General features: G+C 70.5%; 11 protein-coding genes and 1 pseudogene. 5 read left to right on the top strand and 7 right to left on the bottom strand.

Features of this window, described 5'->3' with window-relative positions; translation table 11 throughout:
- Window positions 1-134: 134 nt before the first annotated feature.
- The 4 genes from ABT186_RS39485 to ABT186_RS39500 all read left to right on the top strand — a co-directional run bounded on the left by ABT186_RS39485 (window position 135) and on the right by ABT186_RS39500 (window position 6700).
- On the top strand, window positions 135-2999 hold the full coding sequence (locus tag ABT186_RS39485; protein WP_351929199.1) for a lysylphosphatidylglycerol synthase transmembrane domain-containing protein: 2865 nt from the start codon (window positions 135-137) through the stop codon (window positions 2997-2999).
- A gap of 81 nt (window positions 3000-3080) precedes the next feature.
- Window positions 3081-4625 carry an alpha/beta hydrolase gene (locus ABT186_RS39490; protein ID WP_351229647.1) on the top strand — a complete coding sequence of 515 codons (1545 nt, stop codon included), beginning with the start codon at window positions 3081-3083 and terminating at the stop codon, window positions 4623-4625.
- 173 nt (window positions 4626-4798) lie between these two features.
- A complete protein-coding gene (locus ABT186_RS39495; protein ID WP_351929201.1) occupies window positions 4799-6271 on the top strand; it encodes an alpha/beta hydrolase in 1473 nt (490 codons plus the stop codon).
- A 255-nt stretch (window positions 6272-6526) separates the two neighbouring features.
- On the top strand, window positions 6527-6700 hold the full coding sequence (locus ABT186_RS39500) for an NUDIX hydrolase (protein WP_351929203.1): 174 nt from the start codon (window positions 6527-6529) through the stop codon (window positions 6698-6700).
- 86 nt (window positions 6701-6786) lie between these two features.
- Here ABT186_RS39500 and ABT186_RS39505 read toward each other — a convergent pair whose 3' ends face one another.
- Both ABT186_RS39505 and ABT186_RS48165 read right to left on the bottom strand, forming a co-directional pair.
- A complete protein-coding gene (locus ABT186_RS39505; protein ID WP_351929205.1) occupies window positions 6787-6921 on the bottom strand; it encodes a hypothetical protein in 135 nt (44 codons plus the stop codon).
- 754 nt (window positions 6922-7675) lie between these two features.
- A pseudogene (locus tag ABT186_RS48165) lies at window positions 7676-8035 on the bottom strand (integrase core domain-containing protein); the annotation flags it as partial.
- A 627-nt stretch (window positions 8036-8662) separates the two neighbouring features.
- On the opposite strand from ABT186_RS48165, the gene ABT186_RS39515 reads away from it, so the two are divergent.
- Window positions 8663-9079, top strand: coding sequence for a hypothetical protein (locus ABT186_RS39515; RefSeq protein WP_351929207.1), 417 nt, complete (start codon window positions 8663-8665; stop codon window positions 9077-9079).
- 142 nt (window positions 9080-9221) lie between these two features.
- Here the strand turns inward: ABT186_RS39515 and moeZ are convergent, their stop codons facing one another.
- The 5 genes from moeZ to ABT186_RS39540 all read right to left on the bottom strand — a co-directional run bounded on the left by moeZ (window position 9222) and on the right by ABT186_RS39540 (window position 15543).
- Window positions 9222-10400: an adenylyltransferase/sulfurtransferase MoeZ gene (gene moeZ, locus ABT186_RS39520; protein ID WP_351929209.1), complete on the bottom strand. Its 1179-nt coding sequence runs from the start codon at window positions 10398-10400 to the stop codon at window positions 9222-9224.
- Between the two features lie 63 nt (window positions 10401-10463).
- Window positions 10464-11213: a spherulation-specific family 4 protein gene (locus ABT186_RS39525; RefSeq protein ID WP_351229661.1), complete on the bottom strand. Its 750-nt coding sequence runs from the start codon at window positions 11211-11213 to the stop codon at window positions 10464-10466.
- Complete coding sequence (locus ABT186_RS39530; protein ID WP_351929211.1) at window positions 11201-12160, bottom strand: NAD-dependent epimerase/dehydratase family protein; 960 nt, start codon at window positions 12158-12160, stop codon at window positions 11201-11203. Before ABT186_RS39530 ends, ABT186_RS39525 begins: the two co-directional genes overlap by 13 nt.
- Before the next feature lie 195 nt (window positions 12161-12355).
- Window positions 12356-13816, bottom strand: a complete 1461-nt coding sequence (locus ABT186_RS39535) for a hypothetical protein (RefSeq protein ID WP_351229665.1) — start codon at window positions 13814-13816, stop codon at window positions 12356-12358.
- Window positions 13813-15543 carry a DUF3492 domain-containing protein gene (locus ABT186_RS39540; RefSeq protein ID WP_351929215.1) on the bottom strand — a complete coding sequence of 577 codons (1731 nt, stop codon included), beginning with the start codon at window positions 15541-15543 and terminating at the stop codon, window positions 13813-13815. Before ABT186_RS39540 ends, ABT186_RS39535 begins: the two co-directional genes overlap by 4 nt.
- Window positions 15544-15646: the final 103 nt, after the last annotated feature.

Genomic DNA, 15646 nt, shown 5'->3' on the forward strand with positions numbered 1-15646 from the left:
TCATCTCTCGCCTCCGCGCAGCGGTTCGGGCAGACTGTGCGCCCCCGCATTTGCACCCTGATGCCCCCGTGTGTCGGGTGGACATGCCACCATCGTGCGGGCGGTGACTGGTGATACGAGATCAAGAAGAGACCATGAAGCAGCAGGGCGTGCACCCCGACGGCGCGGAGGGCACCTCTGAGGCTTCGCCGCGCCCGGACACCGCCGCCGCGCACGACAGTGCCCACGACGACGCGACCAGGAAGAACCGCGACGAGGACGCGGCCGGGAAGACCCGCGCCGACGAAAACGCGCACCGGACGGCGCAGGACAGCGAAAACCCGCGCAAGAAGGCGCAAGGTGACGAGAAGCCGCAGGCGGCGGAGACACCGCGGCGGGCCGAGCAGGACGAGGACTGCGCCGACGCCCACAACGACGAGGTCGAGGGCGACGAACCGCTGCTCCCCGCGCGCGTGCACCGTCCTTCCGATCTGATGCGCCTCCTGGTGGGCGTGCTCGCGATCGTCGTGCTGCTCGCCGTCGCCGCGTTCGCGCACGGCACGACGTCGGGGCTCGAACAGGACATCAACAAGGGCACCGGGCAGGCACCGGATCTGCTGATCAAGATCGCGGGGCTGGCGTCGAGTATCGCGATCCTCCTGGTGCCGGTCGCCTTCGCGATCGAGCGGCTGATCAAGCGGGACGGGCTGCGCATCGCCGACGGCGTCCTCGCCGCGGTCCTGGCCCACGGGGTGACGCTCGCCACGGACCTGTGGGTCGCCAGGGCCGCCCCGCCCTCCATCCAGGAGGCGCTCACCCAGCCCTCCCCCGGCGACATCCACGCCCTGACCGACCCGGTGCACGGCTATCTCGCCCCCGTCATCGCCTATATGACCGCCGTGGGCATGTCACGCAGACCGCGCTGGCGCGCGGTGCTGTGGGTGGTGCTGCTGCTCGACGCCTTCTCGATGCTGGTCACCGGCTACACGACACCGTTCTCGATCATCCTGACGGTGCTGATCGGCTGGAGCGTTGCCGCGGGGACGCTGTACGCGGTCGGCTCACCGAACGTACGGCCCACCGGGCGGACCCTGATGGCGGGGCTGCGCACCGTCGGCTTCCACCCGGTGAGCGCGGCGCGCGACGAGGCGCCCGACAACACGGACAACGGCGACCGCGGCCGACGCTACTTCGTCACCCTGGAGGACGGCCCGCCCCTCGACGTGACCGTCGTCGACCGCGAGCAGCAGGCCCAGGGTTTCTTCTACCGGGTGTGGCGGCGGCTGACGCTGCGCGGGATCACCACCCGACGCAGCCTGCAGTCGCTGCGCCAGGCCCTGGAACAGGAAGCGCTCCTCGCTTACGCGGCCATCGCGGCCGGCGCCAACGCGCCCAGGCTGATCGCGACCTCCGAGCTGGGCCCCGACGCCGTGATGCTCGTCTACGAACACACCGGCGGGCGCACCCTCGACCAGCTGTCCGACGAGGAGATCACCGACGATCTGCTGCACGACACCTGGCACCAGGTGCGGGCCCTGCAGTCGCGGCGCATCGCGCACCGCAGACTCGCCGGTGACGCCATCGTGGTGGATCGTTCCGGCACGCTCATCCTGACCGATCTGCGCAGCGGTGAGATCGCGGCCGGTGATCTGGTGCTGCGGATGGACATCGCCCAGCTGCTGGCCACGCTCGGGCTGCGGGTCGGCGCGGAGCGGGCGGTGGCGTCCGCGGTCGGCGTGCTCGGCCCGGACGCGGTGGCCGACTGTCTGCCCATGCTGCAGCCGATCGCACTGACACGCTCCACGCGCGCGACACTGCGGAGACTGGCCCGGGAGCGGGCCAAGCGCGAGCGGGAAGCGGTCCTGGAGGCGTCCCGGCAGGCCAAGCCGGCCCGGCTGGGCGACGGCCGCGAGGGCACCGGCGTCGTGCTCGACAAGCCCGACAAGAAGTCCGTACGCGCCGCGCAGCGGGCCGAGAAGCGGGCGATCGACGAGGCCCTGGACGAGGCGCGCGAGGAGGATCTGCTCACCCAGATCCGTCACCAGGTGCTGCGGATCCGGCCGCAGGCGCCCGTCGAACCGGCCCGCCTGGAGCGGGTGCGGCCACGCACGCTGATCAGTTTCATCGCGGGCGCCGTCGGCGCGTACTTCCTGCTGACCCAGCTCACACACATCCAGTTCGGCACGCTGTTCTCGAACGCCTCGTGGGGCTGGGTGGCGGCAGCCGTGTTCTTCTCGGCGCTGAGCTATGTCGCGGCGGCGATGCAGCTGCTGGGCTTCGTGCCCGAGCGGGTGCCGTTCTGGCGGGCCGCGGCGGCGCAGCTCGCCGGGTCGTTCGTGAAGATCGTGGCGCCCGCGGCGGTCGGCGGTGTCGCCCTGAACACACGCTTCCTGCAACGCGCGGGGGTGCGGCCGGGGCTCGCGGTGGCGAGCGTCGGCGCGTCGCAGCTGTTCGGGCTGGGCTGCCACATCCTGATGCTGCTCTCTTTCGGCTATCTCACGGGCACCGAGAAGACGCCGTCCCTGTCGCCGTCCCGCACGGTCATCGCCGGTCTGCTGACGGTCGCGGTGCTCGTCCTGGTGGTGACGTCGGTGCCGTTCATGCGGAAATTCGTCGTCACGCGCGTGAGGTCGCTGTTCGCGGGCGTCGTGCCGCGCATGCTCGACGTCCTGCAGCGGCCGCAGAAGCTGGTCACCGGCATCGGCGGCATTCTGCTGCTGACCGCCTGCTTCGTGATGTGCCTGGACGCCTCGATCCGGGCGTTCGGGCACGGGCAGACGCTGAGCCTGGCGAGCGTCGCGGTCGTCTTCCTCGCGGGCAACGCACTCGGTTCGGCCGCCCCGACCCCGGGCGGCGTGGGCGCGGTCGAGGCGACCCTGACGGTCGGCCTCATCGCCGTCGGCCTTCCCAAGGAGGTCGCCGCGCCCGCAGTGCTGCTGTACCGGCTCCTGACGCTGTGGCTGCCGGTGCTGCCGGGCTGGCTGTTCTTCAACCATCTGACGCGCAGGGACGCGCTCTAGAACCACGGATGGCGAAAAGGGCATCCACCCGCACGGCCCACGCCCCGAGCGCCCCACCCCGTACGGCGCCACGATGGAAACATGCCGAAACGTCCCCGGATCCGCGCCAGCGCCCTGACAACCGCTGCCGTCCTTCTGTCCTCCCTGATGGCGGGCTGCACCGGCGACCCCGGCAACGGGGATCTGTCGGGTCAGAAGCTGAACTGGAAGAACTGCCCGGCACCGTCCGAGTCCGAGGGCGGCGGCAGCGCCCCCACCCCGCTGCCGCACGGCGGCCGGTGGCAGTGCGCGACCATGAAAGCGCCCCTGAACTGGGACAGCCCCGAGGGCGACACCATCGACATCGCGTTGATCCGGGTGAAGGCCAGCGGCGACCCGAGCAAGCGGATCGGCTCGCTCATCTTCAATTTCGGCGGCCCGGGCGGCTCCGGCGTGAGCACGCTGCCGAGCTTCGCCTCGGACTACGAGGCCCTGCGCACCCGCTACGACCTGGTGAGCTTCGACCCTCGCGGGGTCGGCCGCAGCGCGGGCGTGAAGTGCGAGGACGACCAGCAACTCGACACGTACTTCCAGCAGGACGCGACGCCCGAGAACACCGCCGAGCAGTCGAAGTACCTGAACAACACCAAGGAGTTCAACAAAGCCTGCCAGAAGCACTCCGGCAAGGTGCTGCCGTACGTGCGCACCACCGACGCCGCCCGCGACATGGACCTGATGCGCATGGTCCTCGGCGACGACAAGCTGCATTACTTCGGCATCTCCTACGGCACCGAACTCGGCGGCGTCTACGCCCACCTGTTCCCCAAGAACGTCGGGCGGGCCGTGTTCGACGCGGTCGTCGACCCGACGCAGAACTCGGAACAGAGCTCGCTCGCACAGGCCAGGGGCTTCCAGCTCGCGCTCGACAACTACGCCCGGGACTGCACCTCCAAGAGCACTCCATGTCCGGTCGGCAGCACTCCGCAGGACGTCAAGGACCGGATCGCCACCCTGCTGAAGGACCTGGACAGCAAGCCGATCCCGGGAATCTTCCCCCGCCAGCTGACCCAGACAGCCGCAACGAACGGCATCGCGCAGGCCTTGTACTCCAAGGACTTCTGGAAGTACCTCACCGAGGGCCTGGAACAGGCGTACGCCGGCGACGGCAAGGTGCTGATGCTGCTGTCCGACTCTCTGAACGGGCGCAACGAGAGCGGTCAGTACAGCAACCTCACCGCCGCGAACGTCTCCATCAACTGCGCCGACGAGAAGCCCCGGTACACCGCCACCGACGTGAAGGCGAGGCTGCCGCAGTTCCGGGCCGCCTCTCCGCTGTTCGGCGACTATCTGGCCTGGAGCCTGGTCACCTGCGCCGACTGGCCGGTGGCGGGAGCCGCCGACCACCCGGACGTCAGCGCTCCCGGCGCCGCACCGATCCTGGTGGTCGGCAACACCGGCGACCCGGCCACCCCGTACGAGGGAGCGAAGAAAATGGTGGACGCGCTGGGCAAGGGCGTCGGCGTCGAGCTGACGTACAAGGGTCAGGGGCACGGCGCGTACGACAGCAAGAACAAGTGCGTGCAGAGCGCCGTGAACAGCTATCTGCTGGACGGAAAGGTTCCTGCAGCCGGCACCGTCTGCTCCTAGTCCCGACCGGCTCCGCACCCGGCCGGCCTTGTCCCAACCTGCCCGGCAGATGTTGAAAAGACGCAGGTCAGAGAGTTATCCACAGGCCGCCATGGCCTTGAGTCGATCCACCTACTATGGCCTGACTGCTCCCCGCGGCTCCGTGCGGGGAGGGAGCTCATGAGGGGGAGCACATGTCACGTTTCGCACGGTGGACCGCCGCGGCCGCAGCCGCGGTGCTGATGGCCGGCTGCAGCAGCGGTTCGCCCGGCGGAAACAGGGACGACTCGCTCACCTCGCAGAAACCCGACTGGGGCCGTTGCAAGGGCCCGTCGGCGCCGGGCGGCAACTGGCAGTGCGCGAGATTGAAGGTGCCACTGGACTGGGCGAAGCCACGCGGCGAGACGATCGGCCTGGCACTGATCCGTTCCAAGGCGAGCGGGGGCAGCCGGATCGGCTCGCTCGTGTTCAACTTCGGCGGTCCCGGCGGCTCCGGCGTCTCCATGATGCCGTTGTACGAGAGCACGATCGCCAAGCTCCACGAGCGGTACGACCTGGTGAGCTGGGATCCGCGCGGGGTCGGCGCCAGCGAAGGGATCCGCTGCCGCAGCGACAAGGCGATCCAGGCCGCCGAGACGGTCGACGCCACGCCGGACGACGCCATCGAGGAGAAGGCATACCTCGACGACGCCACAGATTTCGGCAGGGGGTGTGAGAAGGCCGCCGGAAAACTGCTCTCGCATGTCTCGACGACGGACACCGCGCGCGACATGGATCTATTGCGCCAGGTCCTGGGTGACCGGACGATGCACTACTTCGGCATCTCGTACGGCACCGAGCTGGGCGGTGTGTACGCGCACCTGTTCCCGAAGAACGTGGGGCGGGTGGTGCTGGACGCCGTCGTCGACCCGACCGCCGACAGCGTGGGCCACGCGAAAAACCAGGCCCTCGGCTTCCAGCGTGCGCTGGACGACTACCTCAAGTCGACGGGGCAGGACCCGAAGCAGGGCTCTCGGAAGATCGCGGACCTGCTCAAGCGGATCGACGCGAAGCCGCTGCCGACGTCGTCCGGCCGCAAACTCACCCAGACCCTGGCCCTCACCGGCATCGTGCGGCCGCTCTACAGCAAGGAGGGCTGGCCCACGCTCACCAGCGCACTCAAGGCGGCCGAGGCCGGCGACGGTTCGCAGCTGCTGACGCTGGCCGACGACTACAACGAGCGGGAACCTTCGGGCCATTACGGCACGACGACGCATGCGCAACGGGTCATATCGTGCCTGGACGACAGGCAGCGGCCGACGCCCGAGAAGGTGAAGAAGCTGCTGCCGGAGTTCGAGAAGATATCGCCCGTGTTCGGCGACTTCCTGGGCTGGGACACCGCGGGCTGGTGCCACGACTGGCCGGTGGCCGGGCAGTTCGACCATCCGGAGGTCAGCGCGCCGGGAGCCGCGCCCGTGCTGGTGGTGGGCAACACCGGGGACCCGGCGACGCCGTACGAGGGCGCCCGCAGGATGGCCGACGGGCTGGGCAAGGGCGTGGGTGTGGAGCTCACCTGGAAGGGCGAGGGTCACGGGGCATACGGGAGCGGCAGCGACTGCGTGGACTCGACGGTGAACGCGTATCTGCTGGACGGGACTGTTCCGAAGGACGGCAAGGTGTGCTCATGACGGCCGTCGGCGACTCCTGCTCGGGGCGGGATGCAGCGCCACACATATCGCCTGACCCCGTTCGGGACGCCGACCATTCTTGAGCAGCTCGTTCGTGATTTCTCTGTCCGGATATCCCGTCTGAGCACCGAGGGAACCACAGGAATACGTCGCTGCCGTCACGGCCGCCCGTACTGCCGAGACCCGGTCCGGATCGGAGAGGGGTCGCGCTGTACAGACCCCGGCCAGACAATCACCGGCGCCGGTTGTGTCGGGGTGACCTTGCAGGCGGACGAGTTGAACAGCTTCGAGTTCCTGTCTCCCGAGGTCGCCGACCGCACGATTCCGCAGCTGGCCCGACGAATCCTTGCCGCTATCGAGGCCCGATCATCAGAGACCGCACCGATCTACCTCAAACACGGGCAGCAGCCCAGCAGCGTTGCCGCGTAGCGGCACGGGAGCCGCCGCCCCCTGATCGCTGTCGAATCCCAGCTGATGCTTGACGCTCCGGTCTCAGGTGATGCTTGACGGTGGGCCTAGACAACATCGGAAACCTTGTGAGGCTTGTTCGCTTTCACATTACGGACCGGGACGTCGGTCGTGCGCCGGATGACCCGGACCTGGCTGTCCAGCTCGACGATGATCATCGAGTCCGACACATGCACGGTCACGGTCTGCCCTTCGTACAGGGCGGCCGAGGGACACGACCTGCCGACAGACCATGACTGTGCCCACCGCGCTGACCCGCCGCTGCACACGCACGGGCTCGATGCCCGGACGCGGCGGCGGTCCGGCCGGACGCAGGCCCCGCAGTCGGCGGACTTCCTCGCTGGTCAGCGGGTTGGGCCGCACCCGCAGCAGTTCCCGCGAGGATAGATCGAACAACGACAGTGTCTCGTCGTCGATGCGGATACCCACCTGGCGGCCTCCGAGGATCTCCGCCGCCAGCACCTGGTGCCCGCCCAGGCCCACCAGGCCGCTGTTGTTCACGACCCGGTCCACCTCGAACGCGACCCCCGTCGCCGGCCGGAAGCGGGGCCGGTCCGGCCGCACGTCCGCCCCGGGCGGCCAGCCGCCCCAGATCCGCCACCGACAAGTGTGACCGCACGGTCATGATCCGTGCTCCCGCGATCAGCAGTGGATCACCGATGTTTCGGCCCAGAAGGTCACCGTCAGTCCTGAGCGGGCCGGTCCGAGTCAGAACTGCTTGCCCGCGACCTGCAGATTCCGACTCGCAGGCACCACCCGCTCGAACTCCACCGGCCTACCGGGCTCCAGCTGAACCAATGCCGGGACCAGATCAGGCAGGCCGGCCGACACGGGCGACACCTCGGCCGGATCCGGCTCCGCAAGAGGTGTCCGCTGCTGCGGCACCGACGCGAGCACTCCGGGCACCCTCAGGCCCAGCACGTCCCGCTCCTGCTTGGGAACCGGGGTGAACCGGTCACCCGGAGACTGCATGTCCAGCGCCTGATGCGGACGAATGGAGTTGTACTCCTGCACCCAAGCATCCGTTGCCGCCTGAGCCGCCCCGATGCTCTCGAGCGCGCCGCAGTCGTCGAGGAGTTCACGCCGCAGCGTCTGATGGAACCGCTCGACCTTGCCCGTCGTGGTCGGCGACGCCGGCTGGGTGAGACGATGCGCGATCCCGTTCTCCCGACAGATCCGGTCGAACAGCACCTCACCGCCCTGCCCGAACCGGTCGGTGAACTGTTTGCCGTTGTCGGTCAGCACCTCCTCCGGCACCTCGAAGGTCTGCAAAGCCCGGGCGAACGCCGCGCACAGAAAAGCCGATCACAGCCACTGTCAACCATCAGCTGGGACCTAACTGTCAAGCATCACCCGGGACCGGACACGCATCCTGAGCCTGGCGCGGTGGAAGTTTCCCTACGTCATCAAGGCTCGGCTGCGCTCGCTCGTCCGGGCGACCAACGGCGCTTGTCAATCATCGCCAACCCGGCCGCCGCCCACTCCGCCCCAGCGCATCAACAGCCGCTCCGGCCCGCACACCACCGCCACCACGATCCGGCCTCAGGAAGGGAAAAACAGCAGCTAGACCCCAACGCCCCGCTTCCGGGGCCACCACGCACCCCTTTCCACCCGGCTGCCTACACCAGTAGGTCGGATCAAACCGAGGGCCGCGCCGCCTCCATGTCTTCGCCACCGGCGCACGTCGCCGCCCGCCCGTCGCCACACGCAGCGGCCACACTCCAACACGGGCACGGGGACGAACGGTGATCCCCAACGGTGCAGGTCAAAGACGCTTTGTGTTACCGAAGGAGGCCGGATCGCGGTGGCGGTAGCATGCGGGCCAACGCTGCCAGATACGCGGACGTTCGTACGGCCCGCTGATCCCGCACCAGGCCGCCAGCCGGACGGCGGACGCGGCTATGAGAGGGGGAGAACCCCGCTGTGGCTGGGGCGGTCGGCTCCGCGACTTTAGCCAGCCACTTTGGCGCGAGCCTCGAAGATCAGGATTCGAGCGACGCCGAGACCGTTCACACGTACCTCTTCGTCGATGGCCTCGACCTGGTCGCGCGCAGCGATAGCAGGATGGCTGGCCTCGATCCGAGGCGACTGCTCCGCCCAGGCGGACCGCTCTATCCGACAGATACGCCGCGCAAGGTGGACGTGGCAACCCAGGAGCAGCCCGAGCCAGGGCCGGACAGGCTGACCATCCGGGTGCGGCTCAGGGGCGAGACGGTCACCTGGTCCAACCTGATGTACCCGGGCCCCGACGGCAGGGGCATCGAGAAGGTTCGCTTCCGCCTGGAGCAGTACCTGGGCGAGGTCGAGCGAGCATACGCGGCATTGGCAGACCAGCCCTGATCGTCAAAGCAACGGCGACCGCTGGGCCGTCCCTGGGCCGTCCAAGGTCACCCGACGCAGACCGACAACGACAGAAGCCCACGGCATCTGAGCTGTTCAGAGCCGTGGGCTTCCTCAGCCTCGCTGGTCAGCGAGACCCTGATCAGTAGACCGGCTTGTGCGGCTCGATCTGGTTGACCCAGCCGATCACGCCGCCGCCCACGTGGACCGCGTCCGCGAAGCCCGCCGACTTCAGGACGGCGAGGACTTCCGCGCTGCGGACACCCGTCTTGCAGTGCAGGACGATCTTCTTGTCCTGCGGGAGGGTCTCCAGGGCGGCGCCCATGAGGAACTCGTTCTTCGGGATCAGCCTGGCGCCCGGGATGGAGACGATCTCGTACTCGTTCGGCTCGCGGACGTCGATGATCTCGATGTTCTCGCCGTCATCGATCCACTCCTTGAGCTGCTTCGGAGTGATCGTCGAGTCGACGGCCGCCGCCTGGGCCTCCTCGGAGACGACGCCGCAGAAGGCCTCGTAGTCGATGAGCTCGGTGACGGTGGGGTTCTCGCCGCAGACGGCGCAGTTCGGGTCCTTGCGGACCTTGACCTGGCGGTACTGCATCTCCAGGGCGTCGTAGATCATCAGTCGGCCGACGAGCGGCTCGCCCGTGCCGGTGAGGACCTTGATCGCCTCGGTAACCTGGATGGAACCGATGGACGCGCACAGCACGCCGAGGACGCCGCCCTCGGCGCAGGAGGGGACCATGCCCGGCGGCGGGGGCTCCGGGTAGAGGCAGCGGTAGCAGGGGCCGTGCTCGGACCAGAAGACCGATGCCTGACCGTCGAAGCGGTAGATCGAACCCCAGACGTACGGCTTGTTCAGCAGCACGCAGGCGTCATTGACCAGGTAGCGGGTCGCGAAGTTGTCCGTGCCGTCGACGATCAGGTCGTACTGGCTGAAGATGTCCATCACGTTGTCGGCCTCGAGCCGCTCCTCGTGAAGGATCACGTTCACGTACGGGTTGATGCCCTTGACCGAGTCGCGCGCGGACTCGGCCTTGGAGCGGCCGATGTCAGCCTGGCTGTGGATGATCTGCCGCTGGAGGTTCGACTCGTCGACCTCGTCGAACTCCACGATGCCGAGCGTTCCCACGCCCGCCGCGGCCAGGTACATGAGCGCAGGCGAGCCCAGACCGCCGGCGCCCACACAGAGCACCTTGGCGTTCTTCAGCCGCTTCTGCCCGTCCATCCCGACATCGGGGATGATCAGGTGGCGGGAGTACCTGCGGACCTCGTCTACGGTGAGCTCGGCAGCCGGCTCGACCAGGGGTGGCAGCGACACGGGGACTCCGTTGGTCGGTCAATCACTACAGTTGTTCTCCTCGTAACACTGCCATGGCCTTCTTCATTCCGAGACACCCGTTCCGATCCGCGAGACGATTTCGTCCCAGTAGCCGGGCATGCCCTCCCAGGGGTCCGCGCGGCCGCCGCGCGCCGTGCGGTCGGTGAACCAGATCGTGGCGGCGCCCTGCCAGCGGGCGATCCGCAGCGCCTCGTCGAGGTGCCCTCGGGGCACGCCGTGCACGAAGTGGCAGAACCGCTCGGGCGGGTGGTCGGCGGTCCACTCGGCCACCTGCGACCAGCGATAGTCGTTCCAGCAGCCGGAGAAGGTGACCAACTGGTCGGCGTTCTCGGCGTATCCCGGATACGGGTGGGTGCCGTGGCCAAGGACGATGTGCCCGCGGTCGAGGAACGCGCGGAGTGCGGCGACCGTGCGGCGGACCTCGGGGAGCGCGGCGCGTTCGCTCGGGCAGCGGTCCAGGAGGAATCCGTCGACCCGGTACCAGTCGAGATACCGGTGCGCCTCGGAGACCAACTCACCGAAGGGCCGGGCGCCATAGGTGGCGTCGAGGTGACCGAGAACACGCACACCCGCGTTGTGCAGCCGCCCCGCTGCCTCCAGGCAGTGCGGGTCGGGTCGTGTCCCGGGACCCCCGCTCACATTGAGGACGGCCCAGTGCACCGGGGCGCCCGGGCGGGCGAGCTCGCTCCACTCCAGGGGGGCGACGAGGGGGTGCGCATAGCCCGGGATGCCCAGGCCCGGGCCCAGGCCGGTGCTCGCGGTGCCCGCCGTCCTGCTGGTCAGATGCGGCATGCCGCCTCCATCCAGATATCGGCGAGGGACTCCTCGAGATTGATCCGGGGCCGCCAGCCGAGGCGGTCACGTGCGGTGCGCACGTCGGCCTGCTGCCAGCTGCCGCAGCCGTCCGGGTAGGGGTACGCGACCGGGGCGGCGTGGTCGGCTTCGCCACGGGGGTGGCCGATGGGCGGCCGCACCGGGCCGGGAGAGCCGTCGAGTTCGTGCAGGTTGCCGCCGTAGCCGGCCACGCGAGCGAGGACGGCGGCCGCGTCGCGGAGGCGCACGGCGCGGCCCGAGCCGATATTGATCACGCCCTGCGCGGCGGACAGGGACGCGGCGTGGACGGCGCGGGCGACATCGCGTACGTCGACGAAGTCGCGCTGGACGCCGAGACCGCCGAGCTTGAGTTCGCCGTCGCCGGACTGCATGGCGCGGCGCAGGGCCTCGGCGAGGCGGCCGAGCGGGGATCCGGCGGGGGTGCCGGGCCCGGCGGGCGAGAACACGCGGAGCACGACGGCGTCGAGTCCCGAGCCGAGGACCAGTTCGGTGGCGGCGAGCTTGCTGACGCCGTACGGACCGCCGGGCCGCGGGACCGCGTCCTCGGCCGTGGAGGAGCCGGGCTGGCTGGGTCCGTATTCGGCGCCGCAGCCGATCTGGACCAGGCGTGCCCCGCAGCCGCTGCGGCGCAGGGCCTCGCAGACGGTGGCGACGGCGACGGTGTTGTGCCGGGTGAGTTCGCGCGCGCCGCCACGGATGGCTCCGGCGCAGTTGACGACGACCCCGGGGTGCACGGCGTCCAGGAAGCGGGTGAGCGCGCCGGGGCTGCCGGATGCGAGGTCGAACCGTACGTCGGCGTCGTCGCCGCGGCCGAGGGCGGTGAGCTGTACGGCCGGGTCGGCGAGCAGGCGGTCGGCGACGAAGCGGCCGAGATATCCGTTGGCTCCGATCAGCAGGACCCTCATCGGGCGGCTCCCGGGGCGGATTCTCCGGTTCGGGAGGTGATCATCTGACGTTCTCCTTCAGAGGTGGTGCCGTGGGTCATGAAGAGGGGCCCGCGGTGTCGGCCCCGCGGGAGTCGTGTGCTCGGGACATGGGCGGGGATCCCGGGCCACGGTGGCGGCGCATGACGTCGGAGGTGGGGGTGTCATGGGCCGCGGTCAGGGCGAGCCGGGCGGTCGGGCATGGGCCGAGGCCCGGGTCAGGGTGCGGGTCGCGTGGATCAGGAGGGTCAGGGCGGCCAGGGCGCAGACGAGGGCCGGGACGGCATCCGCGCCCCAGGCGTCGGCCAGGGTCTCGACCGGGGTGGCCAGCAACGAGCAGCCGGGCAGCCGTCCGGCGAAGACGGAGGCCAGGGCCATCGCCTCGACGGCGGTCGCGGTGCCGAGGACGACGGCCGGGGCATGGCTGAAGCCATGCGCGGTGAGCAGCCGGGAGAGCAGCAGAAGCGCGCCGAGTGCACCGGCTCCGGCGTACGCGGCGGGTCCGCCGAGCAGGGCGGCGCACAGCGCGAGCAGTGCGCCCAGGGCGCACAGGAAGAGTCCGAACATCCCGAGGAGCAGCGGTGCGGCGGAGGCCGCGAAGTCCTCCAGGCCGCGGCTCGCGGCGAGTCTGCGGCGGGCGCGTACGGCGAAGAGACGGGCGCACCAGACGGCGGGGCCACAGGCCAGGGCGAGGGCCAGGACGGGTGCGGTGGCCGCCGGCCAGAGGCCGTCGGGGCCGCCGTCCAGTGCGGCGCGCAGCAGGCCGTCGCCGAGGAGGGCGTAGGCGAGCAGCCAGCACGTCCATGCGCGCGTGGCGATCGGCGTGGCGTGGGCGGGTGCACGCAAGGGGCCGCGGCGTAACGCGGCGCGCAGGCCGAGCGCGACGGCGAGGGCACCGATCGCGGCGACGGCCAGGCGGGGGCGGCCCGCGGTGAGCCGCATCCCGATGACGGTGGCCGCGCACAGCGCGCCCGGGAGCAGAGCGAGGGCGGCCCAAGCCCAGTGCTCGCGGGGGGCTTCCGCGGCGGCGGGTTGCGCTGGGGGCTGGTCGTCGTCGCGGGGTACGCGGGCGTACATCTCCTCGGCGAGCGAGAACACATCGCGGTGCCGGAAGCGGGAGGCGGTGCGGTCGGTCAGGCCATGGGCCTCCAGACCGGCCGCGATCTCCAGTGGGTCGACGGCCCGCTCACACAGGTCGCGATGCCGGTGCACAAGGGCCTTGACGGGGTCGACGGCGCCACGGCGGGCCGGGGGCTTGCGGGCCGGGTTCGCGCTGTCGGCGGATTCGAGGGGCGTGGAGCCGACGGTACGGGGCGCGCGCTCCGGCGTGACGGTATCCGTGCGCCCCTCGGCGCGAGTTGCGTCGAACGCGCCCCCGTATGCGCCGACGTCACACACGTCTTCCAACACGACTTCCGGAGCAACGGACTCACCGCGCGCGTCGGCTCCCGCGCCGTCGAGCGTCGCGGACACGCCGCCCGCCCCGGCCTCGGAGCCCTCCGGCGGCGCCCCGTCGACGCGCGCATACGTCCCCGGCACCCCTTCGGCGCCCACGCCGGTCTCCCCCGTGCCCACGAGCCACTCCTCCGGCCGTGCGTCCCGGGCGCCGGGGCGGTCGAGTTCTCCCAAGTCGCTCATGACGCCCGCTCCGGCGCCGGGACGGTTTCCTGGGGCTGTCCGGTGGCCCGTACGGGTGCCGTCGCGCCGCCCGCCGTCCACGCCCAGCGCGGTCTCCCGGCCAGGTGCCCCGGCTCGGTCCAGCGGCCGGGCAGGTGCGTCTCGGCCGGGGCTCCGAAGGGCAGCGGTTCGCCAGCATCGTCGACAAGCACGCGCCGTACCGGCGAGTGGGAGACGATCTCCAGGTAAATGCCGTGAAACGCCGCCACGTTCTGCTCGACCGTGAAGAGTTCGAGGGCTCGTGCGCGGGCGGCCGCGCCGAGGCGCTCACGGCGCTCGGGGTCGCCCAGCAGCGCCAGGCACGCCTCCGCGAGCGCCCGGGGATTGCGCGGCGGAACCACAAGTCCCGTACCGCCGATGACCTCCACGACCGCGCCCACGTCCGTGGACACCGTCGCCCGCCCGCAGAACATGGCTTCCACCAGGCTGATCGGAAACCCTTCGACGACGCTCGACAGGACGACGACCGCCCCGGCCGCATACGCCTCCGCCAGGTCCGGCACCGCCGGGTCGCCGATCTCCTCGAAGGACACCGGGTTGTCGCCGACGGCGTGTACGCCCTCCGCCTCGTCGGGGAAGAGTTGCGCGGCCAGCGCCCGGCAGTGCCCGAGGTATTCCGTGCCCTCGGCGCCGACCGCGGCCCCCACGATCCGCAGCCGCGCCTTCGGCTCCTGCCTGCGGATCTCCGCGAAGGCGTGGAGCAGGGAGACCAGGTCCTTGGCGGGTTCGATCCTGCCGACCCAGACCAGCGTGTACGGGTCCGCACAGTCGCCGGCCTCGCCCACCTCCGTGAAGCGGGACGCCTCCATGCCGGGGTAGACCGTGCGCAGTTTGGCCCGGTCGGCGCCGCACCGCTCCTGCCAGCGCCGGGCGTGGGTGTTGCCGGGCGTGATGCACGCGGCCCGCCGGTAGACCTCGGCGGTCAGCCGGCGGTGGAAGGACGCGAGAAGGGCGCGCACCGAGGGGGGCCCGTCCGCTGTCCCCAGGTAGTGCGCACGCAGTTGTACGCCGTACTCGGTGACCAGCAGCGGGACTCCGGCGAAGTGCCGGGCGAGGAGGCCGGGCAGGGCGGCGGTGCCGCCCGTCGTGGCATGGCAGAGGTCGGCCGAGCCGAGTCCGTCGTCCTCGTACCAGTCGAGGGAGAGGGGGCGCAGGACGCGTTCCACGTGCGCGGCCACATCGAGCAATTCGGGGACGCGCGCCGCGCGCGCTGCCCGGAGGGCGCCCGGTGCACGACAGGCGCACTCCAGCGTGCGTACGGCGGTTTCGGAACGCAGTGCGCCGACCAGTCCGCCCTCGTCCCGGGCGAGTTCGGCGAGCGCGTACAGGGCGTTGCCGAAACGGTCCGCCTCGGGCCCGAGCGGTTCGGAGGCATCCTGTGGGGTCCCCGGTTCCGGTGCCGTGCAGAGCGCGGCGGCCAGCTCCCCGTACCCGTCGGCGAACCGCCGTCGTGCCCGGCGCCCGTAGGCGACCCCGTCGTCCTCCGCGGTCCACAGAGGTGCCGTCCGTACCCGGCTGACCTGAGGCGGCAGCGGGATCCAGCCCTCGGTCTCCTGCCGCTCGCTGCGGCTGAGCGCGTAGATGTCGAACTCGTGCTGCCCGAGCCCGCGTACGAGCCGGTCGCACCAGAGTCTGGCGTCACCGCTGACATACGGATAGCCACCCTCCGTAAGCAGTCCGATGCGCACGATCGCACCCCCGATCTCCCATGTGGGGAGCCGCCGTTGCCCGGCGGCTCGCAGCGGGACGAACGTATGCGGACATGACGGTGGCGCGACGGACGGTTGTCCG

It is taken from the genome of Streptomyces sp. NPDC001634, from assembly GCF_040298185.1.
In the GTDB taxonomy this organism is placed as follows: Bacteria; Actinomycetota; Actinomycetes; order Streptomycetales; family Streptomycetaceae; genus Streptomyces.